Origin of the sequence: Microbacterium sp. 8M (assembly GCF_902506375.1) — a bacterium.
Taxonomy (GTDB): domain Bacteria; phylum Actinomycetota; class Actinomycetes; order Actinomycetales; family Microbacteriaceae; genus Microbacterium.
On sequence record NZ_LR733284.1, the window covers coordinates 3254689 to 3266984 of the forward strand.

Here is a 12296-nt window from a genome sequence, read left to right on the forward strand (position 1 = left end):
GCCCGCGATCACCGGGTCACGAACGAGAACCCGTCGACGCGCAGCACGTCACCGGACGCGAGCACGAGCCGGAGCGTGTGCTGGCCCTTCTTCAGCCCGGTCTTCGCGAACAGCTCCTGCTGCGTCAGCCGCGCGTCGGCATGCACGTCCACGGTGCCCGCCGGCTTGTCGTCCAGGTACACCTCGACCGTGCCCTGATCCGGCGCCTTCGGCCCCGTCACGGTGACGGCCGTGCCCGAGAAGGTCAACGAGACGGAGTCACCGGCCGTCTTCGTCCAGTGCACGTCGTCGCGCAGATCGCCGCGGAACCGGAAGCCCAGCGTGGTGTCGCCGTCGGGAAGCGACGCGAGGTACGCGGACGACAGCGTCACCGCATCGCCCTCGATCGTGTAGTCGGTCCCCTCCTGCAGCGCCGCGTCGCCGCGGTAGACGCCGAGGAGCTCCGACGATGCGCGCGCGATGTGCAGCGTCGCCGGGGTCGGGGCGGCCCGATCGAAGGCGATGTGGTCCACGTCGACGAGGCTCTCCTTCACCACGTCGAGCCGGTCCAGCAGCATGAACTGCCCGGACTTCTTCACGACCCGGATCGTGTGGCTCCCGTTCGCGAGGTCGCGCTTGCTGAACACCGTCTGCTGCGCACCCCGCCCCTCGGCCTGATACGTGTCGACCGTGGTGACGAGCACGCCGTCGACGTACACCTCTGCCTGCCCCTGGGACGAATGCGTCTCGGTGACCCAGTCGATGCCGGTGCCGACGAACGAATACTGGAACGAGCTGCCGTCGGCCTCCACGTAGTGCACGTCGTCCTGATAGTCGCCGAGGCCTCGGCCCGTGCTCTGCCCCCAGGCGCCGGTGTAGACGATCGACGGATCCGAGTCGTTGACGGCGACGACGTTCGACGGGCCGGTGCTCGGCGCGGACCCGCCCTTCGAGGAGTCGAACACCGAGGCGACCACGTTCTGCGTCGCCCCGACGACCTCTTCCCCGCCGTTGCGCGACCACGCACCCGTGTAGGTCAGCTGCGCATCGTCGTCGTTGAGGGCGACCGTCGCCCCCTTGCTCGGCGTGAAGGTGTAGAGCTGGGCGCCGTGCACGGGCACGTCGGCGGCGACGAATGTGCCCTCGGCGGAGCCCGCGTTCTTCTTGGCCCAGAGGTCGCGCACCTTCGCCGATCCCGTGATGCCGATGTCTGCCAGCGAGACGGTGATGTCGGCGTCCGTCTGGCCGAGGTTGAAGACGCCGACGGTGACGGATCCGTCCGGGTTGTTCGCGTACCAGACCTGCCGCGGAGTGGCGGTCGAGACGGGATGCGCCGCACGACCGGCCTGGTTCACCGCGATGACCTCGTCGTTCGTGAGCAGCTGGATCCCGTAGTCGTCGAGCTTCGTCATGTCGTTGCCGATGTAGAACGGTGCGGCGGACACGGCCCACAGCGTCGCCGCGGTGCGGCGCTCGTCCTTGGTGAGCCCGTCCATCTTGCCGTTGCCGACGTTGAGCGAGTCGAAGTCGTTCCACCCCGTGTGCGGCCCGGCGTAGCGCCACCAGTCGGCCGCACGCGGGAACAGCCGTGCGATGTTGTCCCACTTGGTGAGCGCGACGTTCTCGCAGTAGCACTCGACATCCCATTCGACCCGCCGCCCCTGGGCGTACTGCGTCCAGTAGTCGGCATAGCGGATGTCGAGGGCCCAGGAGAGCTCGAACCAGATGTTGTTGCGCTTCAGCGCCTGCGACCAGGCCTTGACGTCGTCCCGCGCGTCGACGGACAGGTCGCCGATGCCGGATCCCGGCGTCACGCTGTCGAACTTCAGGAAGTCGACGCCCCACGAGCCGAAGAGGTCGGCGATGGAGTCGACGTACTTCTGCGCGCACGGGCGCGAGAAGTCGAGTGCGTAGCCGATGCCCCAGTAGTCCGCCTTCTGCAGCGGCTGCTTGACGATGTCGGCGGTGGTGCACTCCGGCGCGCCGTAGATCGGAAGGCCCGCCTCGTAGACGGCGTGCGAGACACCGGGGATCGCGTAGAGCCCGACCTTCTGGTCGTTGCCGTGGATGTGGTCGATGACCGCCTGCAGGCCGTTCGGGTAGAGCGTCTTGCTGGGGGTGGGACGACCGTACTCGTCGTTGCCGTCGTTCCATGCGGCGTCGATGTTGATGTGATCGAAGCCGGCGGACTGCAGCTTCTGGCGCATGGCGTCGGACTGCGCGACGATCTGGTCCGCGGTGATCCACTTCGAGCCGTTGCCCGCGTAGACCTGCATGCTGTAGCTGCTCCACCCCATGTAGGGGTGCGCGCCCAGGGGCTCGTCCGACGTGCGGGCACCGGCCGTCATGGTGTGCGCCGACCCGGGTGTCGAGGAGGCCGCCTTGGCCGCGGCCCCCTCTGCACCCAGGCCCAGGACGCCGACCGCGGCGACGGCGAGCCCCGCGATCCAGCGTCGCCCGAAGGCGCGGCGATCGATGATTGTCATGATTTCCTCTCTGCGGTGGGTTCGGCGGTGAACCCCGCGCCTCGTCGCGCGGTTCCCAGGGTGGATCTCGTCGGCGGATCAGATCCGCTCGACGTCGAAGAGCAGGGCCTGCTGCGGGTTGAGGGTCGGAAGCGGCACCCCGGCGGTGGCCAGCACGGCGCCGGGGAGCACCACGCCGCCGTCGGCCAGCCCCGCCATCCACGCGGGGGCCGCGACCTGATGCAGGCTCACCGGGCCGAGCTCGTCGCGCAGCCGCACCCGGTAGCGCTCCCCCGCGTCGAGCCCCGGGAAGCGCACGCGTCCGGTCTGCCCGTCCGCGGAGGTGGCCAGCCGCGCCCACGTGAACAGCGCGCGGGCGCCGTCCGCGGCGACGATGCCGGTGAGCTGAGCCCCCTCGTCGGAGAGATCCGCGTTCACCACCTCGCCGCTGTGGATCAGCGCGCGCAGCTCCTTGTACAGCCTCGACCAGGCGACGATCACGGCGAGCTCCTCCGGCGCGGAGGCGGTGAGGTCGGCCTCGATGCCGGCGTGCGCGGTGAGCGCCACCGCGAGCCGGAACGACAGATCGGTGTGGCGCGACGTCGTGTGCGAGCGGGCCGCGCCGAGATGGGAGCCGATCAGCTCCGGCGGCACCAGCAGGCGGGTCCACCGCTCGATGCGCGCGCGCTCGACCGGGTCGTTGCAGTCCGAGGCCCACACCCGGTCGGTGCGCTCCAGGATGCCGAGGTCGACGCGTCCGCCGCCGCCGGAGCAGGTCTCGATCTCGAGACCGGGATGCCGGTCGCGCAGCTCGTCCAGCATCCGGTAGAGGGCCGTGGTCTGCGCGTGCACGAGCGGGCGGTCACCGCCTTCGCGCCGGCCCACGGGCTCGAGCAGGTCGCGGTTGTGGTCCCACTTGAGGTAGTCGATGCGGTGCCGATCGACGAGGGCGCTGATGCGCTCGATGACCAGGGCGTAGGCGGCCGGATCCGCCAGGTCCAGCACCTGCTGGTTGCGCGAGGTGGCACCCGCCCCCTCGCGCGGCGCCAGGATCCACTCCGGGTGCTCGCGCGCGAGATCCGAGTCCGCGTTGATCATCTCGGGCTCGAACCACAGCCCGAACTGCATCCCTCGCGCCCGCACGGCCTCGACGAACGGGTCGAGGCCCTGCGGCCAGACCTCTTCGTCGACGAGCCAGTCCCCGAGCCCGGCGTTGTCGCTGCGGCGCCCCCGGAACCAGCCGTCGTCGAGCACGATCCGCTCGACACCGACCTCGGCAGCGCGGTCGGCGAGCTCGACGAGTCGGGTGAGGTCGTGATCGAAGTACACCGCCTCCCATGTGTTCAGCACGAGGGGGCGCGGGCTGCTCGGATGACCACGGCGAGCCCGGAGCCGACGGTGGAAACGCGACGAGAGGCCGTCGAGGCCGCGGTCGGACCACGCGAACAGCGCGGTCGGCGCGTCGTAGCGCTCGCCCGGCTGCAGGATCACCTCACCCGGGCGCAGCAGCTCGCCGGCGCCGATGACGCGGGACAGGCCGCCGGCGCCTTCGGGCAGACGCTCGGCGAGGTACTCCCCGTCGCCGCTCCACGCCAGGTGCGTCGCCCACACCTCGCCGCGGCGGAAACCGAACGCCGGCGTCCCCGCGACGAGGAGGAAGGGCGCGTCATGGCCCGGCTTGCCGCGTCGAGCCCTGCGCGCGTGCGTGCCGAAGGCGAAGGGCAGGCGCTGGGGTGCGCGCTCGCGGCACCACTTGCCCGTGAGGTCGAGCAGCTCCTCGGCACGCTCGGGCAGCGGCAGCAGAGCCCGCAGCCCGTCGAGCGTGTATGCGCCCGGCGCGTCGGGCGGGTTCTGGATCGACAGATCCACGGCGAGCACGCCGGCCGGGTCCAGACGCAGCTCCATGCGCGCAGTCGTGCCGGCGATGCGGTCGCCGAAGCCCAGGGCGATGAGTCCACCGCCGTCCGGCGACGGCTCGGCGTGCACGGATTCGAGTTCCGGCCGCGGCGTGGTGGCGAGGCCCGCGCGGTGCCCCGTCTGCGCGGGGGTCCCCGCCCAGCCGTCCCGCTCACTCGGCCAGACGGTGAACGACCGCGGCACGTCGGGCGCGTTGTTCAGCACAGCGGGCGTCGCGGTCTCGCGCAGTGCTCGGATCGCGTCCTCATCGAGCGGCCCGAGATCGGCGCCCCAGTGCAGCACCTGCGGAACCGGTGCGGAGCAGTCGATGACGAGCGCCGTTCCGGCGGCTCGCAGGACATGGACGGCACCTTCGCTGTGCGGCATCGGACGTTCCCCTCGCATTTATTGACAGTGGTAATTAATCACGATTAAGCTGGCCGTGCAAGCAAAGATCCGAGGTCTGCGGCGACGGCGCGAGACTCCAACGGATCCCCCGATCGATGAGGACCCCGATGCCCGACACCCTGCGCCTGTCCTGGGACGCCCCCGCCGACCGGTGGGAGTCGGCCGTCCCGCTCGGCAACGGACGCATCGGCGCGATGGCCTTCGGGGGCCCGGCGGCCCGCTACGCGCTCAACGACGCGACCGTGTGGTCGGGAACGCCCGACGGCCCGGCCCGGGCGCTCGACGGAGTGCGCGCCCGGGGCGCCGGTCCCGAGCGCCTCGCCCGCGTGCGGGCCGCCCTCGACGCCGGCCGCGTGCGCGAGGCGGAGGAACTGCTGATGGCGTTCGAGGGTCCGTACTCGCAGGAGTTCCTGCCGCTCGCCGACCTCCGGATCGACATCCCTGGCGCGCGCGCAGGATCGCCCGCGCGGATCCTCGACCTCGACGACGCGGTCCTGGCGGAGAACCTGCTGATCGACGGCGGCTCCGTGCGCCGTCGATCCTGGGCGTCGGCGCCCGCGGCGGCGCTGATCATCGAGCTGACCGCCGACGCCGAGTTCTCCGTCGCTCTCGGGCTCAGCACCCCGCTGCACGGCGCAGTGCACACGCACGGGATCGGGGCGGTGCACACGCACGGGATCGGGGCAGTGCACACGCACGGGATCGGGTTGGACGTCATCGCTCCGGTGGACGGCGCCCCGCTGCACGAGGCCTCCGCGGTGCCGCACCGCTACGCCACGTCCGACGACGAGTTCGACGCGTTCGCCTCGGTGGCCGTCGCACTCGACACCGACGGTTTCGTGGAGGCGACGCCGGACGGCGCGCGCATCCACGGGGTCCGCCGGCTGCTGATCGCCCTCTCCACATCGTCGCGCGCCGGGTTATGGTGGGCCGACGCGGACGGGGATTGGCGGGTCGCCTCGCGCGAGGCGATCCGGAGCCGCGCCAGGGAGCGCGCCGAGGCGGCGTCACACCGCGCCGCGTCGGAGCTCTTCGACGAGCACGTCGCCGACCGTCGGCGGCAGGCTCGGGCGCGGTTCGCGATCGGCGGCCGCCGTGAAGGGACCTGGGACGTCGAGCGCGACGTGCTGCGCGGCGCGGATCCGGCGCTGCGCGCCACCGTGATCGCAGAGTACGGCGCGTACCTGCTGCGGTCGGCGTCGCGCGCGGGCAGCCCGCCGGCGAACCTGCAGGGCATCTGGAACGATCAGCCGACCCCGGCGTGGTCGTCGAACTACACGATCAACATCAACACGCAGATGAACTACTGGGCGGCGCCCCTGCTCGGCCTCGACGACTCGTTCGAGCCGCTCCTCGCCCTGGTGGAGCACGTCGCCGGGAACGGACGGGAGGTCGCGCGCGAGCTCTACGGCGCGCGCGGGTGGGTGGCCCATCACAACACGGACCTGTGGGGGTGGGCCCTGCCGGTCGGGGACGGGCACGGAGCGGCGAGCTGGGCGATCTGGATGATGGGCGGAGTGTGGCTCACCCACAACCTGTGGGACGCCTACGCCTTCGGGGGCGACGATGAGCTTCTGCGCCGCCGGATCTGGCCGATCCTGCGCGGCGCCGCCGAGTTCTGCCTCGACTGGCTGGTCCCCGGTCCCGACGGCGCTCTGCGCACCTCGCCGTCGACCTCGCCGGAGAACTCCTTCGTCGCGGCAGACGGGGGCAACACCGCGCTCGGGCTCACGGCGGCGAGCGACCTCTTCCTGATCGCGGCGCTGTTCGAGCGCACGCTGACCGCCCTCGACATCCTGGGGATCGAGGATCCGCTCCGCAACGAGATCGAGGCGGCGCTGCCCGCGCTCGCGCGGGCCGGGATCGACTCCCGCGGACGACTGCGCGAGTGGTCCGCGGAGGTGGTGGAGTCGGAGCCCCTGCACCGGCACCTCTCGCCCCTCATCGGCATCCACCCGCTGGACGTGCTCACCCGCGACCGTGATCCGCGCCTGTTCGAGGCCGGGATCCGGCTCCTCGACGCGCGCGGCCCCGGGGCGATGGGCTGGTCATGGGCGTGGAAGATCGCGCTGCACGCCCGCGTCGGCGACGGCGAGACGGCGTCCGCGCTGCTCGAGGAGGCGCTCACGCCCTTCGACGGCGACGCGTCGCGCCACGGTCCTGTCGACGGGTCGGAGCGGGGAGGCCTGCTCCCGAACCTGTTCAGCACGCACCCGCCGTTCCAGATCGACGGCAACCTCGGCTTCCCCGCGGCCATCGCCGAACTCCTCGTGCAGAGCCACGAGGGCGTCGTGGCGCTGCTCCCCGCACTCCCCTCCTCGTGGCCCGACGGCGACGTCCAGGGGATCGGGGCGCGCACCGGACTCCACGTCGACCTCTCCTGGCGCGACGGCGTGCTGTCCGCATCGACCGTCCACAACGCGCTGCGCGCGCCGCAGCGCGTCACCGTGACGTGGCACGGGCACCAGGTCTCCCTGGAGGTGCCAGGGCATGGAAGCATCGGAGTACCGATCGCCGAGTCCGAAGGAGGGCGACACCATGCACGGTGACCTCGCAGACGTCGACGTCCCCACGACGCAGACCGAGCCCGCCGACTTCGACCGGTTCTGGGCCGACACCCTCGCCGAGACCCGCGCCCATCCCCTCGATCTGACCGTGACGCCGCATGCGACGGGGCTCGCGGTGATCGACGTCTTCGAGGTCGCGTTCCGCGGCTTCGGCGGAACGCGGATCCACGCCTGGCTGCGCGTCCCGCGCGGCGTTCCCGGCGCGCTGCCCGGCCTCGTCCAGTTCTTCGGCTACGGCAACGGCCGCGGGCACGCGCTGCGCGATCTGCGCTGGGCGGCGGCCGGCTACGCGCATCTCGTCGTCGACGCGCGCGGCCAGGGGCACGGGACCACCGATGATGACCGGCCCGATGGCGGACCGTCGGCGGGCGGCTTCCTCACCCGGGGCCTGCGATCGCCCCAGGAGTACTACTACCGGGGCGTCTACGCCGACGCCGTGCGGGCGGTCGAGGCGATGCGCGCCCTCGACGTCGTCGACGCCGGTCGCGTGGGCGTCGTCGGTGCGAGCCAGGGCGGCGGGATCGCGCTCGCGATGGCCGGGCTCGTGCCCGACCTGCGCGCGGCGATCATCCAGGCGCCGTTCCTCTGCGAGCTCGACCGCGCCGCGCTGCTCAGCCGCGAGCATCCGTACGCCCTGCTCACGCAGCACTTCGCGGATCGCCGCCTCGAGGTGCCCGCCGCGCTCGACACCCTGCGCTACTTCGACGGAGTCAACCTCGCCCGTCGCGCGACCGCGCCGGCGCTGCTCAGCACCGGTCTGCAGGACGGCATCGCGCCGCCCGAGACCGTGCTCCCCGCCTTCACGGCGTATGCCGGTCCCAAGCAGATCGTGCTCTGGCCGTACAACGGGCATGAGGCCGGGGGCGACCTCGACGAGGAGAACGCGATCGAGTTCGCCGCGGCGCACCTGTGAACCCGACGCCCGCAGATGGAGAGCATCCGATGAACGACGAGACCGCGACCCGCACCACCCTCATCCGCACCGCGTCGGAGGCAGGATCCCGGGTGTTCGCCACGATCCTCACGCACAGCCCGATCAGCCGCATCGACATCGCGCGGCAGACGGGCCTCTCCCAGGCCGCCGTCACCAAGGCCGTGTCGCCGCTCGTCGCCGCGGGCCTCGTCGACGCGCCGCCGGCATCGCAGCGCGACGGCAACCCCGGCCGTCCGGCGGCACCGGTCTCGATCGTGCCCGATGCAATGGTGATGCTCGGCATCAAGGTCAACGTGGACGAGATCATCGGCGTCGCCACCGACCTCGCCACCCGCGTGCTGCACGGCGAGCACCGCCCACTCGCCGCGCACGATCCGCAGGCGGTCGTCGCCGCGATCGCCGAGGTCGTGCGCACCCTGGAGGAGGCGCTCGGCGAGAAGGCCGCGTCGATCGCAGGCATCGGGGTGTCGGTCTCCGGCGATGTCGACACCGCGACCGGGGTCGTGCGCGAATCGGCCATCATGGGCTGGAGCGACGTGGAGCTGGGCGGCGCTCTGCACGAGCGGCTCGGGCGGACGGTGACACTCGAGAACGACGTGCATGCGCTCACCGTCGGCGAGCACTGGTTCGGCGTGGGGCTGGGCACCGAGTCGTTCGCGATCGTGACGATCGGGCGCGGAATCGGCAGCGGCCTGCACCTCAACGGCCAGGTGGTGACGGGCGCCTATGGGGTCTCGGGCGAGATCGGGCACCTTCCCCTCGCGGACCCGACGCGCATCTGCCCGTGCGGCCGGCGCGGTTGCGTGGAAGCCGTCGCCTCCACGCCCGCACTCGAGGCGGCGCTGTCGACGGCGCTGGGGCGGGAGATCGACATCGCCGAGGCCGTCCGGCTGGCGCGGGCCGGGGATCCGGTGGCCGACGGCGCGTTCCGCGAAGCCGCGACGCTGGTGGGCACCGCCATCGCCACTCTGGTCAACCTCACCGGGCCCGAGCTCGTCATCCTCGGCGGCGAGGGCGCCGCGGATTTCGCTCCCTACGACGCGGTGATGCGCGACGCGTTCCAGGCCCATGCGTTCGGCGCCGCCGCACGCTGCCGCATCGTCACCCGCCCGCACACCTTCCAGGACTGGGCGCGCGGCGCCGCCGCCGCCGCGATCCAGTCCCTGGTCCGCTGAACGCCCGCACGCCCAGGAGCCCCTCGTGACCCGTATCGTCGCCGCGCGTGCCGCGTTGATCGACATCCCCGTCGAGACCCTCCGCACCGATGCCGTGCAGTCCTTCCTGAAGCAGGAGACGGTCGTCGTCGACCTCGACACCGATGACGGCGCCTCGGGACGCGGCTACTCCTACACGATCGGCACCGGCGGCCGCGCCGTGCTGTCGATGCTGCGCGATCACCTGCTCCCCGCCGTCATCGGCCAGGACGTGCGCCGGCCCGAGGCGGTGTGGCGACACGCGTTCTCGCAGACGCGCGCGACGACGACGGGCGCGATCACCTCCTTGGCGCTCGCCGCCCTCGACACCGCGGTGTGGGATGCCCGCTGCCGGGCCGACGGGGAACCGCTGTGGCGCGCGGCGGGCGGCGCGAATCCTGACGTCCCGCTGTACGACACCGAGGGCGGCTGGCTGCACATCGACACCGACACCCTCGTGGCGAACACGGTCGCCGCGCGCGACGACGGATGGCGGGGCTCGAAGCTCAAGGTCGGGTCCCCCGACCCGGCGCGGGACGTCGAGCGTCTCACCGCCGTCCGCGAGGCCGTGGGCCCCGGCTACCGACTCATGGTGGACGCGAATCAGGGCCAGACCTTGGCCGACGCCCGCGCCCTCGCGCGCGCCCTCGAACCGGCCGGCATCGCGTGGTTCGAAGAGCCGCTTCCCGCCGACGACGTGTCGGCGCACGCTCGGCTCGTCGCGTCGACGTCGATTCCGGTCGCGGTCGGCGAGTCGCTGTACTCGGTTGCCCAGTTCAAGGAGTATCTGGCCCGGGACGCGGCGACGATCGTGCAGCCGGACGTCGCGCGGGTGGGCGGGATCACCCCCTGGCTCAAGATCGCCCACCTCGCCGAGGCGTTCAATGTACCCGTCTGTCCGCATTTCCTCATGGAGCTGCACCTCAGCCTCGTTGCGGCGGTGCCGAACGGCCGCATCGTGGAGTACATCCCGCAGCTGCGCGCCGTGACCACCGCCGACATCGCGGTGGTCGACGGCCGGGCCACAGCCCCCGAGACGCCGGGCATCGGGATCTCGTGGGACGACGACGCCCTGGACGACCTGCGCGTGCTCTGAACAGCGCGGAAAGCGCCGCCCACGATCGACGAGAAGACCGGAGGGGCCGGGTGGAGAGTCTCCACCCGGCCCTTCCGGCAGCCGCCCGCGGCGATCACTTGATCGCGTCGTAGGCCTTCTGCTCCATCTTCAGGTAGTCGGAGAGGCCGAGCCCGTCGATGTCCTTCTTGTACGCCGCCCACGCCGCATCGTCATTGATGTCGCGCTGGCCCGAGATGAACTCGGCCTCGGCCTGCGTGACGTACGTCGCGATGTTGGTCTGCAGGTCGGCGAGCTGGGAGGCCGTGGAGAGGTCGGGCCAGAGCTTCTCCGACGGGAAAAGCACGTCCTTCGAGGGGAAGTGCGGCGAGTACTCCGCGGTCGCGTTCCAGAGCCGGCGCTCGTAGCCCGCGGGGGTGTAGACGTCCTCCGGGACGACCTGCGCGTTGCGGAACTCGAGGGAGTCCCAGTACTGCCCGAGCGAGCGCCACGCCGAGTTCGACGTCTCGTCGTACGGCAGCGGCTTGAAGGTCGGCTTCATCTTCGGGTCGAGCGCGACGTCGCCCGCCGCGGCGGGGACCCACGCCTTCCCTTCGATGCCCATCGCGGCGCGCTTGGTGCCCTCGTCGGTCACGATGTAGTCGAGCATCTTGATCGCCTTGATCCTCTCGTCCTCGGTCGACTTGTTCGTGAGGGCGAACATCCCCAGCGGGCTGACCGGCGAACGGTAGGTCGCGAGCTGGGTGCCATCGGGCCCCGTGAGCGGCGCGACGGCGTCGTAGTTCTTGTCGCGGCCGTCGGGCGAGTCTGCGGTCACGAACACGTAGGGATGCAGGGTGACGGCGGAACCGAGGATCTCGGCACCGGCGTTGTCGCCGATCGCCTTGAGCGCGTCGCCGTTCTGGGTGAACGCCGCCTTGTCCAGCAGCCCTTCCTTCGCCAGCGACGCCATGAACGCGAGCCCCTCGCGCCACTTGTCGGTCGTCGCCGCCAGCTTCACCTTGCCGTGGTCCATGACCATCGGTGCGGGGGTGTTGGGGCTGCTGTAGGGCGCGTAGGTGAACGCGTTCATGAAGTAGTTGATGATCGGCTCGGACACGGATCCGCTGAGCGGGATCTCGTCCTGCTTGCCGTTGCCGTTGGGGTCGTCGTTCTTGAAGGCCCGGAGCACCGTCACCAGCTCGTCGGTCGTCGTGGGCTGCTTCAGCCCCAGCTTCTTCAGCCAGGCGGAGTTCATCCACAGTTTGGACGGCGCGCTGCAGTGCGTGCACTCGCTCCATTGCGTGATCGCGTAGATGTGCCCGTCGGGGGCCACGACCGACTGCTTCCAGTCCGGCTTCTCCTCGAACCGCTTCTTCAGATGCGGCGCGTACTTGTCGATGAGGTCCTCGAGCGGCAGCAGCACACCCTGCTGACCGTACTTGATGATCTCGCCGCGGGAGAACGCGTCCACCCATGGCACGAGGAAGTACGCGTCCGGGTAGTCGCCGCTCGCGAGGGAGACCTGGCGCTTCTCGCCGGCGACGCTGCCGTCGTAGGTCGTCGTCTGCCAGTCGAACTTCAGATCGAACTTCTTCGCCATCTCCTTGGTGAAGGCGTTGTCGTTGAGCGACCCGTTGTCGCCCTGCGGACCGAAGGCGACGAACTTGCCGTTGCCGACGCTGCCGCCGCCGCTGCTCGACGGCGAGCAGGCCGCGATCGAGAGGCTCACCGCTGCGACGGCGGCGAGCGCGGCGGCGCCGCGGATGATGCTGTGTTTCATGGCCGGATTCTCCTTTG

7 protein-coding genes are annotated in these 12296 nt (G+C 71.3%); 4 read left to right on the forward strand and 3 right to left on the reverse strand.

The window, feature by feature from the left end:
- Positions 1–8: 8 nt before the first annotated feature.
- Together AERO9AM_RS15400 and AERO9AM_RS15405 are read right to left on the reverse strand one after the other, a co-directional pair.
- Entirely contained in the window at positions 9–2465 is a 2457-nt protein-coding gene (locus tag AERO9AM_RS15400) for a X2-like carbohydrate binding domain-containing protein (protein ID WP_159576939.1), read from the reverse strand.
- Between the two features lie 78 nt (positions 2466–2543).
- Positions 2544–4727: an alpha-galactosidase gene (locus AERO9AM_RS15405; protein ID WP_159576940.1), complete on the reverse strand. Its 2184-nt coding sequence runs from the start codon at positions 4725–4727 to the stop codon at positions 2544–2546.
- Between the two features lie 128 nt (positions 4728–4855).
- Between AERO9AM_RS15405 and AERO9AM_RS15410 the strand changes: the two genes are divergently transcribed.
- From AERO9AM_RS15410 to AERO9AM_RS15425, 4 genes are read left to right on the forward strand one after another with little or no spacing between them, the layout of a single operon-like run.
- Entirely contained in the window at positions 4856–7297 is a 2442-nt protein-coding gene (locus AERO9AM_RS15410) for a glycosyl hydrolase family 95 catalytic domain-containing protein (RefSeq protein ID WP_159576941.1), read from the forward strand.
- Entirely contained in the window at positions 7287–8228 is a 942-nt protein-coding gene (locus AERO9AM_RS15415) for an acetylxylan esterase (protein ID WP_159576942.1), read from the forward strand. The genes AERO9AM_RS15410 and AERO9AM_RS15415 overlap by 11 nt, the downstream gene beginning before the upstream one ends.
- Before the next feature lie 29 nt (positions 8229–8257).
- Entirely contained in the window at positions 8258–9424 is a 1167-nt protein-coding gene (locus AERO9AM_RS15420; RefSeq protein ID WP_159576943.1) for an ROK family transcriptional regulator, read from the forward strand.
- 25 nt (positions 9425–9449) lie between these two features.
- Positions 9450–10538, forward strand: coding sequence for a mandelate racemase/muconate lactonizing enzyme family protein (locus AERO9AM_RS15425; protein ID WP_159576944.1), 1089 nt, complete (start codon positions 9450–9452; stop codon positions 10536–10538).
- Between the two features lie 94 nt (positions 10539–10632).
- On the opposite strand, the gene AERO9AM_RS15430 is transcribed toward AERO9AM_RS15425, so the two are convergent.
- Positions 10633–12279 (reverse strand): extracellular solute-binding protein, encoded by a 1647-nt coding sequence (locus AERO9AM_RS15430; RefSeq protein WP_159576945.1) that lies wholly within the window; start codon positions 12277–12279, stop codon positions 10633–10635.
- Positions 12280–12296 lie beyond the last annotated feature (17 nt).